This is a genomic window from Ensifer canadensis (genome assembly GCF_017488845.2).
Taxonomy (GTDB): domain Bacteria; phylum Pseudomonadota; class Alphaproteobacteria; order Rhizobiales; family Rhizobiaceae; genus Ensifer; species Ensifer canadensis.
Window position 1 is genome coordinate 1,353,322 of record NZ_CP083370.1, and the last position, 16,080, is coordinate 1,369,401.

General features: G+C 57.3%; 21 protein-coding genes, 1 tRNA gene and 1 pseudogene. 11 read left to right on the forward strand and 12 right to left on the reverse strand.

Annotation, left to right across the window (positions count from 1 at the left end):
* Positions 1–48: 48 nt before the first annotated feature.
* From J3R84_RS06625 to arsH, 5 genes are read left to right on the forward strand one after another with little or no spacing between them, the layout of a single operon-like run.
* Complete coding sequence (locus tag J3R84_RS06625) at positions 49–402, forward strand: ArsR/SmtB family transcription factor (protein WP_025426889.1); 354 nt, start codon at positions 49–51, stop codon at positions 400–402.
* 49 nt (positions 403–451) lie between these two features.
* Positions 452–979, forward strand: coding sequence for an arsenate reductase ArsC (locus tag J3R84_RS06630; protein ID WP_025426890.1), 528 nt, complete (start codon positions 452–454; stop codon positions 977–979).
* Positions 979–2,052 carry an ACR3 family arsenite efflux transporter gene (gene arsB, locus J3R84_RS06635; RefSeq protein WP_057205006.1) on the forward strand — a complete coding sequence of 358 codons (1,074 nt, stop codon included), beginning with the start codon at positions 979–981 and terminating at the stop codon, positions 2,050–2,052. Before J3R84_RS06630 ends, arsB begins: the two co-directional genes overlap by 1 nt.
* Complete coding sequence (gene arsC, locus J3R84_RS06640) at positions 2,049–2,477, forward strand: arsenate reductase (glutaredoxin) (protein WP_225906175.1); 429 nt, start codon at positions 2,049–2,051, stop codon at positions 2,475–2,477. The genes arsB and arsC overlap by 4 nt, the downstream gene beginning before the upstream one ends.
* A complete protein-coding gene (gene arsH, locus J3R84_RS06645) occupies positions 2,452–3,180 on the forward strand; it encodes an arsenical resistance protein ArsH (protein WP_025426893.1) in 729 nt (242 codons plus the stop codon). The genes arsC and arsH overlap by 26 nt, the downstream gene beginning before the upstream one ends.
* Positions 3,181–3,222: 42 nt before the next feature.
* Here arsH and J3R84_RS06650 read toward each other — a convergent pair whose 3' ends face one another.
* Complete coding sequence (locus J3R84_RS06650; RefSeq protein WP_239637575.1) at positions 3,223–3,447, reverse strand: GDCCVxC domain-containing (seleno)protein; 225 nt, start codon at positions 3,445–3,447, stop codon at positions 3,223–3,225.
* A 190-nt stretch (positions 3,448–3,637) separates the two neighbouring features.
* On the opposite strand from J3R84_RS06650, the gene J3R84_RS06655 reads away from it, so the two are divergent.
* The 4 genes from J3R84_RS06655 (at position 3,638) to J3R84_RS06670 (ending at position 7,324) form a co-directional block, all read left to right on the forward strand.
* Positions 3,638–3,958 carry an ArsR/SmtB family transcription factor gene (locus tag J3R84_RS06655; RefSeq protein WP_025426894.1) on the forward strand — a complete coding sequence of 107 codons (321 nt, stop codon included), beginning with the start codon at positions 3,638–3,640 and terminating at the stop codon, positions 3,956–3,958.
* Positions 3,959–4,014: 56 nt separating this feature from the next.
* A complete protein-coding gene (locus J3R84_RS06660; RefSeq protein WP_025426895.1) occupies positions 4,015–5,412 on the forward strand; it encodes an FAD-dependent oxidoreductase in 1,398 nt (465 codons plus the stop codon).
* Positions 5,413–5,414: 2 nt separating this feature from the next.
* Complete coding sequence (arsK, locus tag J3R84_RS06665; protein WP_057204995.1) at positions 5,415–6,623, forward strand: arsenite efflux MFS transporter ArsK; 1,209 nt, start codon at positions 5,415–5,417, stop codon at positions 6,621–6,623.
* Between the two features lie 404 nt (positions 6,624–7,027).
* The gene (locus tag J3R84_RS06670) at positions 7,028–7,324 is read left to right on the forward strand and encodes a hypothetical protein (protein ID WP_025426897.1); all 297 of its coding nucleotides are present in this window, start codon (positions 7,028–7,030) and stop codon (positions 7,322–7,324) included.
* A 40-nt stretch (positions 7,325–7,364) separates the two neighbouring features.
* On the opposite strand, the pseudogene J3R84_RS06675 reads toward J3R84_RS06670, so the two are convergent.
* The 4 genes and pseudogenes from J3R84_RS06675 to J3R84_RS06690 form a co-directional block, all read right to left on the reverse strand.
* Positions 7,365–7,448 (reverse strand): annotated as a pseudogene (locus tag J3R84_RS06675) (flavin-dependent oxidoreductase); the annotation flags it as partial.
* Positions 7,449–7,603: 155 nt separating this feature from the next.
* Positions 7,604–7,680 (reverse strand) — tRNA-Arg (locus tag J3R84_RS06680).
* Positions 7,681–7,714: 34 nt separating this feature from the next.
* A complete protein-coding gene (locus tag J3R84_RS06685; protein WP_025426983.1) occupies positions 7,715–8,020 on the reverse strand; it encodes an ETC complex I subunit in 306 nt (101 codons plus the stop codon).
* Between the two features lie 386 nt (positions 8,021–8,406).
* Positions 8,407–9,294: an Abi-alpha family protein gene (locus J3R84_RS06690; protein WP_203527241.1), complete on the reverse strand. Its 888-nt coding sequence runs from the start codon at positions 9,292–9,294 to the stop codon at positions 8,407–8,409.
* Positions 9,295–9,421: 127 nt separating this feature from the next.
* On the opposite strand from J3R84_RS06690, the gene J3R84_RS06695 reads away from it, so the two are divergent.
* Positions 9,422–9,598 (forward strand): hypothetical protein, encoded by a 177-nt coding sequence (locus J3R84_RS06695; protein ID WP_203527239.1) that lies wholly within the window; start codon positions 9,422–9,424, stop codon positions 9,596–9,598.
* Positions 9,599–9,626: 28 nt separating this feature from the next.
* Positions 9,627–10,073 carry a hypothetical protein gene (locus J3R84_RS06700; RefSeq protein WP_203527237.1) on the forward strand — a complete coding sequence of 149 codons (447 nt, stop codon included), beginning with the start codon at positions 9,627–9,629 and terminating at the stop codon, positions 10,071–10,073.
* 80 nt (positions 10,074–10,153) lie between these two features.
* On the opposite strand, the gene J3R84_RS06705 is transcribed toward J3R84_RS06700, so the two are convergent.
* The 7 genes from J3R84_RS06705 to J3R84_RS06735 form a co-directional block, all read right to left on the reverse strand.
* On the reverse strand, positions 10,154–10,948 hold the full coding sequence (locus tag J3R84_RS06705; RefSeq protein WP_203527235.1) for a hypothetical protein: 795 nt from the start codon (positions 10,946–10,948) through the stop codon (positions 10,154–10,156).
* Positions 10,949–10,970: 22 nt separating this feature from the next.
* Complete coding sequence (locus tag J3R84_RS06710; protein WP_239637569.1) at positions 10,971–11,294, reverse strand: DUF2293 domain-containing protein; 324 nt, start codon at positions 11,292–11,294, stop codon at positions 10,971–10,973.
* Complete coding sequence (locus J3R84_RS06715) at positions 11,291–11,497, reverse strand: hypothetical protein (protein WP_203527231.1); 207 nt, start codon at positions 11,495–11,497, stop codon at positions 11,291–11,293. Before J3R84_RS06715 ends, J3R84_RS06710 begins: the two co-directional genes overlap by 4 nt.
* Positions 11,498–11,545: 48 nt before the next feature.
* Complete coding sequence (locus tag J3R84_RS06720) at positions 11,546–11,734, reverse strand: hypothetical protein (RefSeq protein WP_203527229.1); 189 nt, start codon at positions 11,732–11,734, stop codon at positions 11,546–11,548.
* On the reverse strand, positions 11,734–11,919 hold the full coding sequence (locus J3R84_RS06725; protein WP_203527227.1) for a hypothetical protein: 186 nt from the start codon (positions 11,917–11,919) through the stop codon (positions 11,734–11,736). Before J3R84_RS06725 ends, J3R84_RS06720 begins: the two co-directional genes overlap by 1 nt.
* A gap of 259 nt (positions 11,920–12,178) precedes the next feature.
* Complete coding sequence (locus J3R84_RS06730) at positions 12,179–12,652, reverse strand: hypothetical protein (protein ID WP_203527225.1); 474 nt, start codon at positions 12,650–12,652, stop codon at positions 12,179–12,181.
* Positions 12,653–13,415: 763 nt separating this feature from the next.
* Positions 13,416–16,076, reverse strand: a complete 2,661-nt coding sequence (locus tag J3R84_RS06735) for a phage tail tape measure protein (RefSeq protein WP_203527224.1) — start codon at positions 16,074–16,076, stop codon at positions 13,416–13,418.
* Positions 16,077–16,080: the final 4 nt, after the last annotated feature.

The window sequence follows — 16,080 nt, forward strand, 5'->3', positions numbered from 1 at the left end:
TTCGAAGAACGCGTTGACTCGTATCCATATATCCAATAGGTTGGATATATGGATAACTTGGAAGCCATCACTGCGCTGGGCGCACTCGCACAGAGCACTCGTCTGGACACGTTCCGGCTGCTCGTCAAACATGAGCCTGACGGGCTGCCCGTTGGCGAGTTGGCGAAGATCGTCGACGTGCCGCAAAACACCATGTCTGCGCATCTCAAAACGCTGACACAGGCTGGCTTGATCTCCGGTGAGCGCCACAGCCGTTCAATCATCTACCGTGCAAAGCTCGATGTGTTCCGCGAACTGACACTGTTCCTGATCAAGGACTGCTGTGGCGGCAATGCGGAGATTTGCACCCCTTTGATTGCCGAACTCATGCCGTGCTGCCCACCCGTGGGAGTGAGCGCATGACTGGCTTTATTTTTCTAAAGTCGGACCAACACCACTAGGGACAACTCCAATGTCTGAACGTGTTTATAACGTGCTCTTCTTGTGCACGGGCAATTCCGCTCGCTCTATTCTTGCCGAGTCCATCCTCAACGCCGAGGGCAAGGGCAGCTTCCGCGCCTACTCCGCGGGCAGCAATCCAAAGGGCGAGGTCAATCCTCACGCCATCAGGGAGCTAGACGCACTCGGTTATCCGTCCACGGGGTTTTCCTCGAAAAGCTGGGACGTCTTCGCTGAGCCAGGCGCACCGCAGATGGACTTCATCTTCACCGTCTGCGACAGCGCAGCAGGCGAAGCGTGCCCTGTGTGGATTGGCCATCCCATGACCGCACATTGGGGTGTCGAAGACCCGGCAGTCGTCGAAGGGACAGAAGTCGAGGTGCAAAAGGCCTTCGCTCAAGCTGCAAGGTTCGTCAAGAACCGCATATCGGCGTTTCTCAGCCTGCCGCATTCCTCCATCGACAAGCTCGCCCTCGAACAGCACCTGCGCCAGATCGGCAGGATGGAAGGCTCCACGCAGCCTCAGGAAAAGGCAAGCTGATGTCGACGTTTGAACGTTACCTTACCGTCTGGGTGTTTCTCTGCATTGTTGTCGGCATCGCGCTTGGTCATCTGATGCCAGGCGTCTTCCTGGTCGTCGGGGCAGCGGAAATCGCCAAGGTGAACATCCCCGTCGCCGTCCTGATATGGTTGATGGTTATCCCCATGCTGCTGAGGATCGACTTCGGATCATTGTCTAAGGTCGGCAGCTACTGGCGCGGGATCGGCGTCACCCTGTTCATCAACTGGGCGGTCAAGCCGTTCTCAATGGCGCTGCTCGGTTGGCTGTTCGTAGGCTACCTGTTTCGTTCGTGGCTGCCCGAAGACCAGATCGACTCCTATATCGCGGGCCTGATCATTCTCGCCGCAGCGCCGTGCACGGCCATGGTCTTCGTCTGGTCGAACCTGACAAAGGGTGAGCCGCATTTCACGCTTTCCCAGGTCGCACTCAACGACGCCATCATGATTGTCGCGTTCGCGCCGATTGTCGGCCTACTCCTCGGACTGTCGGCAATCACGGTCCCTTGGGACACGCTGACGATCTCGGTCGCGCTCTACATCCTGATCCCTGTGGCGATCTCGCAGGTCCTTCGCAAGATGTTGATGGCCGACGGCACGACGAGGGCTCTCGATGGGCTTCTCACCAAGCTGCAGCCTCTGTCGCTCTTGGCGCTTCTGGCAACCTTGGTCCTGCTGTTCGGCTTCCAGGGTGAACAGATTACCGCCCAGCCGACGATTATCGCACTGCTTGCAGTTCCGATCCTGATTCAGGTCTACTTCAATTCCGGCCTGGCATACCTTTTGAACCGGATGACTGGCGAACAGCATTGCGTTGCGGGACCGTCCGCACTGATTGGGGCATCAAACTTCTTCGAACTCGCGGTCGCGGCGGCCATCAGCCTGTTCGGCTTCCAGTCGGGTGCTGCGCTGGCAACCGTCGTTGGGGTCCTCATCGAGGTCCCGGTGATGCTGTCCGTCGTCTGGATCGTGAACCGCTCGAAGGGCTGGTACGAAGCAGGCACTGCCGTCGCCAAGAACACCATCGTCGAAAAAGCCGTTGCCGAAAGGGCATGATCATGGACGTCACTATCTATCACAACCCGGCCTGCGGCACGTCGCGCAACACGCTGGAAATGATCCGCAACGCGGGTATCGAGCCGACTGTCATCGACTACGTGAACACGCCTCCAACACGCGACCGGCTCGCGCAGACGATCACCGATGCGGGGCTTACGGTCCGTGAGGCGATCCGCGAGAAAGGCACGCCCTATGCGGAACTGGGCCTCGATAATCCGGAGCTGACCGATGATCAGTTGCTCGATGCCATGCTGAAGGACCCGATCCTGATCAACCGTCCGTTCGTCATCACGCCGATGGGTACCCGTCTTTCCCGTCCGTCCGAACTCGTCCTCGATATCCTTCCAGACACTCACAAGGGTGCGTTCACGAAGGAGGATGGCGAGCGCGTCCTCGATGAGAAGGGACGGCGCATTGTCTGAAACACTTCCTGCCGCCGCCAGTGAACACTTGTGTATGCTCGATCTCGATGCGCTGCATCCCGCGTTCTCGACACGCAAGCCGCGCATCCTGATCCTGTACGGTTCACTCCGGGAAATCTCCTACAGCCGTCTTCTGGCACACGAAGCTCGCCGCCTGCTGGAGCGCTTCGGCTGCGAGGTACAGGTGTTCGATCCCAAGGGCTTACCACTCCCCGATGAAGCGCCGATCAGCCATCCCAAGGTGAAAGAACTGCGCGACCTTTCCGAGTGGTCCGAGGGCCAGGTCTGGGTCAGCCCGGAGCGACATGGCGCGATGACCGGCATCATGAAGGCCCAGATTGACTGGATCCCGCTTTCCCTCGGCTCCGTTCGACCGACTCAGGGCAAGACGCTGGCGGTCATGGAAGTGTCCGGCGGCAGCCAGTCGTTCAATGCGGTCAACCAGATGCGCATTCTCGGTCGCTGGATGCGGATGATCACGATCCCGAACCAGTCTTCATTTGCCAAGGCCTACCAGGAGTTTGACGGCGATGGCCGGATGAGGCCGTCGTCCTACTACGACCGCGTCGTCGACGTCTGCGAAGAGCTGGTGAAGTTTACGTGGCTTACCCGAGATGCGTCGTCGTACCTCACTGACCGCTACAGTGAGCGGAAAGAGGATGCGGAGAAGCTGGAGAAGCGGGTTCAGCTCAAGGCCATCTGAACAAACGCCTTGTTCGAAGCTCCACCAGGGGATGAAGACCTATCAGGAGGCGGAGCAACACGATCCTGTTCTATTTTGCCTGTCTTCTTGGACCGGCGGGCAAGGTACGTCACCGTAGGAGCAGAACACACAACAGTCACCAGCTTTTGGCCGGAGCATCGTGCCACATCCGATACATTCATAGAAAAACTGGCAAGCGTCGACGGGCATCGTTTCCGTTGCCGTTTGCCCGCAGTGCGGACAGGTAAGGGTCGATTGAAGCTGCACCATCGTTCCTTGCTTTAGTAGACAGGGTGATTCTACTTGGCACGGCACGTGAGCCCAACAACTAAAAACATCATGCCCGGTGCGGGCGGTACGAGCACCCAGATTGACGGTATACTTCTACGCGCACCGTATTTCCACAAATGCCGAAATACTCTTTGACCGGAGGCGGTTTTCGCCATAGCTTATTTCCATGATTATCGAAAAAGCAGCATCGCAGCTCGAAGCGATTGGCAACGTTACCCGCCTTCAGATTTACCGTGCGCTTGTGCGTGCCGGTGAAGATGGCCTGCCGGTCGGGAAGCTGCAGGAGAAGCTGGAAATTCCGGCATCGACCCTTTCACACCACCTCAAGCGGCTCGTCGATACAGGCCTTGTTATCCAGGATCGTCAGGCGACGACACTGATTTGTACCGCGAACTACAAGCACATGAACGCTCTGATTGGCTACCTTGCCGATGAGTGCTGCGCCGACGCAGCTTGCTCAAAGCAGACCGACGAAACCGTAGCCTGAGGGCTTTTTTTCGCACTCTAATTTCGAAACTTCCAGAAATACGAAAGGATATGCAGATGGCTTTAGATAGTAACCTTCCTGTGGCAGTGATTGGTGCTGGTCCTGTTGGCCTCGCAGCTGCCGCGAGACTGGTCGAGGCAGGCATCACACCGCTTATCCTGGAACGGGGGGCTTCCGTCGGCTCAGCACTTGTTGACTGGGGCCATGTCCGCGTGTTCTCACCCTGGAAATACAACATCGACGATGCCGCGCGGCGATTGCTCGATGACCACGGCTGGAGCGCTCCACGAGCAGATGGTGTGCCGACGGGTCGGGAGATCGTTCAAAACTATCTGCTTCCACTATCTGCTATCCCTCAGATCGCTGACAACCTGAAACTCAGTGCTACGGTCAAGGCGATTACGCGTGCGGGGTTTGACAAGGTCTCATCAAATGGTCGTGAGGCTGCGCCCTTCGTGGTCCGCTACAACGATGCAACGGGTGAGCACGACGTCCAGGCACAGGCCGTTATCGACGCATCCGGCACATGGACGCAACCGAACCCGATGGGGATCAACGGGCTGCCTGTTGTTGGTGAAATTGCCTCCGGCAGGCTCTCCTATGGCATTCCAGATGTTGCCGGGACCAGGCGGGCTGACTTCGTTGGCAAGCGAACATTGGTCGTCGGAAGTGGTCACTCCGCAATCAATGTCGCCTTGGCCTTATTGGAACTTCAGGAAAGTGATCCTGCGACTGAAATCTTCTGGGCGCTCCGTCACCATGGTGTAGCTCGCCTTCTTGGCGGCGGTCTCAATGACCAGCTACCCGAGCGCGGTGCCCTCGGGTTGGCTGCGAAGAAGGCCATGGACGAGGGTCGCCTCAAAATGCTGACGTCCTTTGCTGCCAGAAGTGTGAAATCAGAAGGCGAAGGGGTGGTGGTCGAAGCCGTGTCAAATGGAGAGCCTATCACACTGGCGCTCGACCATGTGGTGGTCACGACTGGTTTCCGGCCTGACCTATCGTTTCTTCGAGAACTCCGCATTGATCTCGATCCTGCCGTGGAGGCCCCGCCAGCCCTGGCTCCACTGATCGATCCGAACCTTCATTCCTGCGGTACCGTCCCGCCCCACAGCGTCGATGAATTGGCCCATCCGGAGAAGGATTTCTACATCGTCGGCTCGAAGTCCTATGGCCGCGCTCCAACATTCCTGATGAAGACCGGCTACGAACAGGTTCGTTCCGTGGTCGCCGAGCTTGCAGGGGATCATCTCGCCGCCAGACGGGTCGAACTTGTCCTTCCCGAGACAGGAGTGTGCTCTGTCGACCTCGCAGTGAATGCCACATCATCCGGATGCTGTGGGGGACCTGCGCCCTTAGAAACGGATGCCTGTTGTGTCGCCGACGCGACCGCCAAATCCGAGGGAAAGTCCGGATGTGGTTGCTCGGCGTCGGTCGTTGAAGAAGAGCGAGCGTGATCATGGAAGGACGGAAGCTTCCTACATGGGCGCTGGCGGGCCTCGGCGCATCACAAATTATCGGATACGGCACGCTCTATTATGCCTTCAGCATCCTGGTGCCAGAAATCGCCGAAGACATCGGCAAATCGCAGCAATGGGTCTTCGGAGCCTTTTCGGTGGCTCTGCTCGTTGGCAGCCTTGCCGCACCCCTCTCAGGCTACCTTGCCGACCGGATCGGTGCGGGGCGATTGATGGCGGCAGGATCGCTGTTAGCCTCCGCGACACTCGTCTTGATGGCGGTATCCACCGGGCCAATCACCTTCGCTGTCGCACTGGCGCTGACCGAAATCGTCTCTGTCGCTGTCCTCTATGCCACTGCCTTCACGGCTATCGTTCAGACTGGAGGACACAAAGCCCAGAAGTCGATTGTTCACCTGACACTGATCGCTGGTTTCGCCTCTTCGCTGTTCTGGCCGCTGACATCCTGGCTGCATGGTTTTCTGTCTTGGAGAGAAGTCTACCTGCTCTTTGCCGCGTTGAACCTCCTCGTCTGTCTTCCAGTGCATTTGGCGCTGGCGCGGCTGACGACGACTGCGGTGTTCGCTTCCAGGGGTACCGTCGCGGCCGTTGGCGAACACCGGCCACTTGCGAACGGAACGCTTGTATTCTCCCTCATGCTGCTTGGCTTTGCCATCGAAGGCTATGCGCTGTCGGCGATCCTGGTTCATATGGTTCCGCTCACACAGGCGCTCGGGTTTGGTGCCGCAGGTCTCCTGGTAGCCTCGCTGTTCGGTCCGGCTCAGGTCGCAAGTCGCTTGATCAACCTGCTCTTCGGCCGTGAACTGTCGCAGAAATGGCTGGCTGTTATCGCGACCGGGCTCCTGCCAATCGGTTTGACGATCCTCCTGATGACGACACCGTGGGTGGCCGGAGCGGTAATGTTCGCTATCTGCTTCGGATTAGGCTCCGGTCTGACAAGCATTGTCGGCGGGACATTGCCGCTCGAACTGTTCGGACCAAAGGGATACGGCAGTCGTCTCGGCTGGGCCACGTCGGCCAAACAGATGATGTCGGCGATTGCGCCGCTCGCCATGTCCATGTCGATGGCCGGGATCGGCGTCGTGCCGTCCATCTGGATGACTGTGGCTATTGGCATAGCCGGGGTGGTGGCATTCTTAGCCATCGTTGCAGTCGTGCAGGGTCCTGCCGGACTGCCCCGACCGGCTTAACGCTTCACGTTCGTTCTTTCGTCACGGTTTGCCGCTGATACTGGACGACCTCATGCCCAGTCAGCCTAAGGTCGTCCAGGGAGCAATTGGGTCGTGCGTCGGTCGCCTTTATTCGGCCGCTTCGTCTAGAGCATTTCCAGGAAAAGTGCGAAGCGGGTTTTCCGTCAGGATATGCGTAAAAACAAAGAGATAGAGCGTTTGTGCGGTTCCGCATAAATCGGAAACGCTCTAGGATCGCCGATCCAGGCTTCAAGTCGACCGACTGCGTGTCGAAACCGACTGCCTGGTGGAACGGTTGCAGCGATCAAGCGTTATTCTTACCAGGCAGCGTAAGCCCGCAGGCAGAGGCTGCCTGGTATCTCGTCAGGTGGGACTGAATCCCGACCGGAGATAGGAGCAGCGCCATGAGAATTTCTACGAAAATGTCATGCGTCGCATTTGTCGTCACCTTGGCCGGGAACACCGCACCGGCTTTTGCCGACAACTACTATTACGAGCCTGCACCCGGCGGCGTCTATGTTGATCCCATGCCGACGGGCAATGTGTATGTGGAGCCGATGCCGATGTACGGCGCTTACGGTTACTACCGTCCGCCGGCCCGGACGTTGGGTGACGAACGCGAACGCTATACGAATGAGTTCATGGGGCCCGGTGAAGGTGATTACTACCAGGGGATCGCGCACCCGCCACCAGTTCCCTGAGCGCCCGATCGTTCAGCATGAGGAAACGAGCAGCTGCGGCTCAGCGCCAGCCGAGAGTCGGTGCGACGCGATGTAGGGTCGCCTCGATAACGTGTGCGCTGTAGTCGACGCCCAGCTGATTGGGACGGCCGTGTCGGCCTCATCGATTGTCTCGCCTGGCGGCGCGCCAGCTTAGCCCTATGCCGACAGCATGCGGCGAGGTGAGAACAGTTGGCGCACAGTCTTTGGTCGCACCCAATTTCAGGTAAGACCAAGAGTATCAACTAGATGGAAAAGTGGTGGCGACCCCTGCAGGATTCGAACCTGCGACAACCTGCTTAGAAGGCAGGTGCTCTATCCAACTGAGCTAAGGGGCCGTTCCGGGCAGGGCCCGTCGAAAACGGCAGGACCTCAATGGGTCCAGGGCTGCATCCGGCTGAAACGGAAATTGTCCGGGTAGGACACAGTCTTGCGCGTCGCCTCTTTCGGCGCGATCACGCGGTATTCGATGCCGTTGCGTTCAGCGTAGGCGATTGCCTGTTCCGCACTTTCGAAAGTCAGTCGCAGTTGCTGCAACGTGTCGCCGGAGCTGGTGTAGCCCATGATCGGATCGATGGTGCGCGGCTTTTCCTGATCGAACTCCAGCAACCACAGATTCGTCTTGGCTTTACCAGACTGCATGGCGGTCTTTGCTGGACGATAGATCTTTGCGGACATTGTCTCGAACGGCTCCGTTATTTCGCTGGTGGAGCATTTTGCGGCCCCAACATGCGTCTTCCCATAGCGCAGAATGATTTAAAACGGAATGACTTTCAGACGGATAAATCTGGCTTTTCGTCCGTATTTTGTCAGTGCAAGGTGAGTGGTCGATTTACCATGAGGTGGCAATGGCATCACCGCATCCTGCGATCCGGGGCACAAAATGCCCGATATGCCCACATATTGGCGGCAACCAACATCGAGGGCAACTAATAACATAAGATTTTCAAGGGATTTCGTTGGTCGGAGTGGAGAGATTCGAAATCGTATACAGCGTTGAAAAACAACGATTAATTTCGGTTTTTGTAACGTTGAGACGGGTGCATTTTTGTTTGGATAAGTATCTATCTGCAAGCGCTGAGCAATCGTCTAGCTACGTTCGTAAGATCGTAGGGCAGGCTCCAGCGCCGTTCTGAGTTATAGCCAGAGTATTCAACGGCAATGCTGTGGTCTGAGACATTATCTGACATGAGATTGAGGTGGTAGTAAATATTGGAAAGTTCGTCATTAAGATCAGACGTGTCAATGCGGATGGAGTATTCGCGATTGAATTGTGCTTTTACCAAATCTCTTGAACGCTCATATGAAGTTTCAACAAATAGTAGCCCTAAACGTAGAAGATTACTGACGGAGTGAGATATATTTTTACCGCCAAAGTCGTTCTCGATTGCAAGGCTGTGTTCCCCGACGAAGCTCATAAGCACAGATCGCTTATCCTCGTAGGCGGTTACGGCCAAAGAAGGTTTGACTACATCCAATCCGAGTTCAGACTTTTTCCGGGCGCAATCGTTGTAAAAATTGAGAATGAGCGCGTCCAAGCCACTCATACGTTCCAGTAGCTTGGGGAATGCCGGATCCAGTGGGGTCGGATCATTGGGGTTCATCGCGTTGGCGAGCAGGGCAGCCCACATTTCGGTGAGCGTAGGGTCTTCCTGTTTCGAAGCGCCCTCAAAAATTGCGTAGAGCTCGCCCATGGGAAGCGCCTTCGCGTTTTCAATTGGGATGCCTGCCGATTCGAGATGATCTTTGGTTTTGACAAGGGTGGTCACGAGGCGGCGCGTGCGCCATTGTTTAATTCCGTCGCCTAATAACCCGCCAAATACATCGCCGACCACGCCAGCAACGCCGTCGAAAGTGGTATTCATCGCGCGTTCTGCAACACGCGCCGCTGCGGCCTCCATCTCGCTTTTTAGAAGCGTTACTTCTGGCGCTCTCTGTATTTCGTTGCCCATGTTCGAATCCCTCAACTAAGCGAAGATGTTCCACGTCAGCGATTGCAAATGCAAGAAGCTCTCAACGCTCCATTGTCGTCAATCCATCGGCGTGCATCATCGTGTTCGCTGATGAAAGGATGATTCGATGACGGAAACTAACGACACGCCGGAGCGTGACCCTTTCGTATTTCTAAAGGCATCGGAAGGTGCATCTCCAGATGAGAGGATGAGGATGGCGATGGCGATGGCGATGGAGTTTATTGCCAAGCACATTGGCGAACTTAGAAGCGTCGATCATCTTAAAGCCATATGGATTCTCTGATTGCGAATACTTAAGCGGAGGTGCGGTAATGACTGGTGAGCAAATGAGCCTTTCCGATATCGCAAGCCTGTGGACCGCTCTGCTCGCGACAGCGGGAACGCTCGCGGGCGTATGGTTCTACTTCAGACGTGGACCACGTCTGACGATTGAAGTGGTGAACCCGCTCGACAACAGAAAGAGTAAAAAAGCGACGGATCGACTAATCTCGATCGCGGTAACAAACGACGGGGACGTGGCCGCGAATATTTACAAGTTGAGGCTGTCTACCAAGAAGAAGAGCGGCACGTTTAGGTGGACCACCGTCAACCAAGCGGTGTTCGACGACGCGACACCATGGAAACCGGAACACCACCTAGAGCCCGCGAAGTGTAAGGTTTACGATTTGCAGTTCTTCACGGATTGGCAGCCCGGTGAGAGAATCGAGGTTGAGGTCCACTTGCGAGGGGTGAAGGCTCCCTTTCGCGCTGTTGCTTGAGCTGCTTGCGTGCACCGAGTAGCTCAAGGCTAGCCCATTACTGCGGTTCAACGAAAGCGCTCAACCGCAGGCGCAGCCCGTCATGGATCACTCCACTCCCTTTCCAGACGGTTTCCATCGATCCTAACTTGTAATACTTGCTCTAGGAGCGGATACATCGCGGGCACAACGCCGGCTGCGGCGAACGCGCTTTGCACGCTATCAGGATTTAAGTTCGCCGGGATCGCTACTGAGGAGCCGCGGGCGAAAGCAAACGCCTCAGAAATTAGGGCATAGATTACCGCCCATCCAATAGCATCCGAAATCGCCTGATGTAGGTCAACCGTCATCTGAGTGACGTTTGGCTGTAGCACAGCGACACCAACATGCTGCAAACGAGATTGCTGGACTTGGAAATGCCGCAAGATGTTTGCCAATCGATCCTGCGAAACTTCGTCTGCATGTTCGATGCACTCTTTCAAGCCAGGAATTGCGGTCTCGGGGAGAGGTTGGAAGGCGGTAGGGGGTGGAGCGTGGAAGCCAAGCGGCGCATGTCCAGGCTGAAATCGCAACATCAGATTGTTCCTCGCGACAAGGGACATTTCAGCGAGGATGGCCGGCAGCACAGCGCGCGCCGCTATTAGCGCGTTGTGCCGACGCTCGTCTTCTATGTCGTTTGCCTGGCTGATTTGCAGCCGATTTCCGCGGAGCGCTATGTAAGCCGCGCCGATCGAGAACCCGGCGACAACCATAGTGCCCACAAATCCTACCCATGCGTCGTTCTTAATCCCCAAATCCAGTTGCATGAAAACGACTAAGAAAACTTCCGTCGCGCAAAAGACGCCGAGCGCGAAGCCGTCAAGAAATGTAATCTGTTTAAGTCTATATTTTCGCATGGTTAGGTCCCCCGAGCGGAACCTAGCGTTGCTTTCTCCAGATCGCAATCATGGCGTTGATCTTCGGTTGCACCCTTCGCCGGGCTTCTTTTCGCTGGACGCCGACTAGCATCAGCTGATCGTAATCAGTGAGTTGGTGTCGCAGTTCGTTCTGCATCGTTACATCAACTGCCGTGGCGACCGGTGCACCACGCCAGTTCTTCGGCACGGTGCAAATGCGGGTCGCGAAATAGACAACCGCAAAATCCGGGCATCCCGGATACTCGCGGCGAATGAATTCTTCGACTTCAGGCTGGCTATACCACTGCTTCTTTCGTTCGCGCCTTCTTTCAGCACGTGTCTTCACGGCGCTTCCCGAAGGCGGTTTTTGACGGCGTAGAAGATCGCGCTTGCGAAGTAATGTGGCAAATGGGCTGCATCGCGCTCGTCCCATTCCTCCTGCGTCATTGACCTAGCTTCATCCATCGCGTCGCTGACGAGAAGGTTGATAATGCCAATCATCAGGTCATCAGCTTCCTTGGCGGACAGTCCCTCGTATCTGCTGGACATGGTAACTCCTAAAACGAGAAAGGCCCGCCATGATGGCGGGCCGATGAATTAGAGCCAGTCTACGGAGTCGTCATAGTCGGTCCATGAAAGATGTTGATCCTTGAAGGCCTTCAAAGCCGAATCGGCCTCGATCGCGGACGCGATGCGCTTGCGAACCTCATCGGCGTCGATAGTGCCATGGCGGTAGTCGGCGAGGATTTCATCAAAGATGGCGGGCGTGTTCTTCGGCATCGGCATTATGCAGCCGCCTTTCGCTCGTCGCTAACTTCGAACACAGAAGCCGGCCAGATGCCGAGGTCGCCGAGCGCTTCAATGATCCGGGTGCGCAAAATGTCCGGCGCGGCGGGGTCGAACGTCCGGGCGATAGTCTCAAGCTGATCAATGGTGTGGTGGTAAAGGCCGGAATGAACGTAGGTCTGCACTGCAATTAACTCCCATGCGATGCGTGTTTGCATCGTTGTGATGAGTCATTGCGAATGATTTGGCAAGAGAAAAAATTGCGCTAACTAATTGATTAGAAATGGCTAATCTTAAGTAAGCAATTACTTATATGATAATCAAGAAGCCCGTCACCGGCAGGTGGTGACGGGCTTTCTCCCACAGATCGGCGGCGAGACCCTTGCCGCCGATATTTACTTTATAGCCGGGTCCGGGATGGAATGACGCAAGTCGTGAGCGGACTCACGCGGCCCTGTTCGCGGCGATCTGCGCCATCTGTTGCGCCAGCTTCTGGCCGCGCTTGAGCCTTCGGAACGCATCTGTGGTCATGCTGAGCTTTGTGGCCTCCTGCACTTCGGTGCGCTCAAAGCGCTTCTTTCGTGCGCGCGCCTTGTCCCGCTCAATGGCATCAGTCGCGAACATGCGAATGAGCTGAAAGCGCTGCCACCGATGCCAGCGTGCCGTGAAGGATGATTGCGCCTCGCCGGTAACATATTTCGGCTGCGGCCACCGGGGAAAGTGCTGCCGGCTCTCCTTCTGCCAGATCGCCAGCGCCATTGATGCGGTCTGCAACGGCAACGAAAGAAGCTCATCAACGAATTCATCGAGTTCCGGCGTCATGGCAATAATCCTTGTCTTCTTCTCTTCGGCGCGTTGCTTGCGCTTGCGTGCCTTCGCAAGTTCCCGGTTGTAAGCGTTGCGCTCCTCCGGGGTCATATTCAGCCTTGGTCGCGGCATCGGGGCCTCCTGCTGTTGTTGATAACTACGTTATAGCGGGATGCCGTGTGCGAGCGCACAATTAGCCGTGGATGTTCGGCGTGACGAAAATTGCGTCCTAGGATCGGAAGGTAAGCCGTGACGTGGAAACCGTTCCAGGGTTGCCGGAGGGCTGATAAGGCGTGACGCGGAAACCGTTCTAGCTAAATCCTTATATTGTTTAAGTAATATCTATATAATAGACGAAACGGTTTTTCGGTCACGCTTTTCAGGCACCCTCCGGTAGCCCGCCGTCCCGGCAATCGGAAGGAAGTATCCCATGCAGATGCGAGAGGGTTCCGGCCCGGTCGCTTCGCTCCCGGACGCGGAACCTATCTTCGGTCACATGGGGAACGTTCCACGTTTCCGCCATGGCGGGTCACTGAGAGGCGTTCCGGGTGCCGGACAGGGAAAGGCGCCTGCCGGGCGTCGCAGCCCACCAGTGACCAGCCATGAGTCAAAATGACGAGAAAGCTAACCCATTGATTTTCCGTAAATCGCGTTTACGGATTGTTAATAGTTGATTTAGTGTTTGCCTCTATCCTGCGCTTCTCGGAAATCGGAGGCGCATGTGGAATACGACATCACAACCATTGCGGCGTCACTCGCTACATTGGTCACCGCTCTTGCCGGCCTAGTGGCCGCTGCGCGGCTCTTGTCCGAAGAATTGCGCAAGTGGCGCGCCTCTAAGCGAACTGCTAAGACAGAGGAGCACTAGAGGTAACTAGCGGCTCCTGCTGTTCAGCATATTGCCCGGGCGTGCCTGTCGCTGGATTTCTGCCGCCACAACGCCGCGCATAGTAGCCTCCATCTGCTTCGCCATCTTCGCGGCAAGGTCCTGGTTCTGAGTTTCAGTGCCTGAAGATCCGTTGACGGTGACAGGTGCGGAAATCGTGATCTGCTGCACCGGCGCGGCGTTGCTGTTCGCGGCCTGAAGGGGCGGCTTGCGGATGGCAGGCGCGGTGCCGACGTAGCCGCCTGCCGCGTATCCGCGAAGCGCACCTTCGTGAAGCGCGGACAGGTTGTCCACGCCGAGCCGGGCCGTGGCGGCCTTGCTCATGACGAACTCGCCACGGTGCACGATACCGGCAGGCTGATACTTGCCCCCGTTGCCGGTGTATCCGCCCTTAGAGAAGCCGAAGATCGCGCCGAGAATGCCGCTGCCGGTCGCGCCGCCCATGAGCCCGGCAAGCGGACCCTTGCCGAGAAGCGCGGCCTGCAACGTCGCATCGATGAGCGAGCTAAGCAGGCTCTGCACCGCTCCCTCAAGCGTCTGCGTGCCAGTCAACAGGCCGGACAACGACGACGTGAAGCTTTCCGCGAAATACATCTGAGCGTTCTTCAAGCCTTCGGCAGAGTTCGCGACCTGTTCGTTCTTCGCGGTCAACTGCCCGGTAAGCGTCAACTGTTCACGCATCTTGGCAAGTTCGGCGTCGGACAACACGATGCCTGCACGCTTGGCATCCTGTTGCTGCTGGTAAAGCTGAAGCTCGACACGCTGCTGACTTGCCGACATGCCCGAAATCGACTGTTCGAAACGGGCAAGGTCAAGCCCTTCCTGCACCGTGCGGTTCAAGCTCTTGCGGGTTTCGTCCTGCTGCTTGGCAAGGTCAATGGCCTGCTGCTGCCCGGTCGTCGGGGCGAGCGGCTGGGCTGCGGTCGGCGTTCCGGCATAGGCGTTGCGGATCGTGCCATCGTCCACGCGCTTCAGGCCGGTCCATTCCTGCCGAAGGGATGCCGGATCACCGCCGCGACGGCGGAGCAGCGCACGCGCAAGTTCGTCCTGGGTGTCTTGATCATAGAGCCGATCACCAGACAGGCCGAGCTCCTTCATCAGCCCTTCGAGGGTCGCGCCCGTGATCTGGTAGCGACCAAGTGCCGAAGAACCCCTGCCGTCGCCATAGAGCGCGCGGTTTGCCGGGTCGGCGAGCATCTTGCGCTGCAGCGCGCGGACCTGATTGAGCGTCATGCCAGTGAGGTTCTGTGCACCGTTCGTCCAGCGACCATGATCAAGCGTGGCATTGTAGTCGCCGCCGCTTTCAACGGCTGCGATCAGATCAAGCATATTGTCGTGCTTGCCGAACGTTGCGATGCTCTTGGCGCGGTTCGCAAGGTCGGTCGCCTGCATAATCTCGCCCATGGTGCGGGCGTTCTTCACCGCGTTCTGATAGGCCGTATCGATGCCGGTATTTGTCGCAAGGCTATCCAGTTCGGCCTTCAGGTCCGGCACAAGGTTCTTCAGTTCGGTGAGCGCGCTCTTGAAGTTGGCAGCGCTGGCGACGTTACCATTGAAGCTGCCGGACAGGCTGTTGCTTGCTGCCGACAATTCCTTCAGCGAAGCCTTGAAGTCGTTGCTGCCGCCCGTCACCTCAAGAATCTGATCGTCCACTGCCTTCAAGGCGGATTCGAGGTTCCGAAGTTCGGCGTTCTGAAGCACGTTGCCGGTGTTCGCCTTCTCGCGCTCGATGTCGGCAAGGATGCCCTGGCGCTGGCGCTGCAAGCGCTTCAACTGTTCTTCCGGGGAATTGTAGCGGGCGATGGCCGCATCGCGAACATCGCCCCCGGGATCATGCAAAGCGCCGATGATCTTCGACGCGATGTTCACGCCGTCGATAGCTGCCGACTTTGCGTAGACGCTGAAGTTCCGCCACATTGTCGCAAATTCCGCGTCGATCTTTTTCGCAGCCTCAATCTGTTCGTCGGTGAAGGTCGCGGCCTCGCTGCGCATCTTCTGGATTTGCGCGATGGACAAGCCAAGCACCTTCGCCATCTCTTCCGCGCCGGTGCCGCCAAATACCTCATCAAGGATGCGCGTCTGTGCCGCGCTGTCGAGCTTCTGAAGCTTGCCGATGATCTCATCAAGGAAGCGGTTCGGGTCTTTCAACCGGGCTGCAACGTCGGTCGCGGAATAGCCGAGCCGGGTGAATGCCTCTTGCGCGCTACCGTTGCCGGTCTTGGCGAACTCATCGCCGCGAATGTTCAATTCCTTCAGGGCGTCGGTGACGCCATCGATCGACATGCCGGTTGCCGTAGCGACATAAGTCCACTGACTCCAAATCTTCGCCGTGACGCCAGCCTTGCGGGCTTCCCGGTCCACTTCGGCAATCGAGCCTGCAATTTCGCGGACGGCAATCGCCGCGCCGCCGACTGCCGCGACCATAGCGCCGCCTCGAGCGAACGGCGCAAACATCTTCTCGAGCTTGCTGCCGATGCTTTCCGCCGACTTCGTGTAGGTCTGTTCCATGTTGCGCGCCGACTGCCGGGCGCGGGCTTCAAGCGAGTTGGTGCCGCGCCGCTGGATAGCGTTCGCCTTCGCCATGGCCTTTTCCAGCTTATCGACGCGGCCCTCAATATCGACCACAAGGCCGGGAAGCGGAGTGTTCATTCGT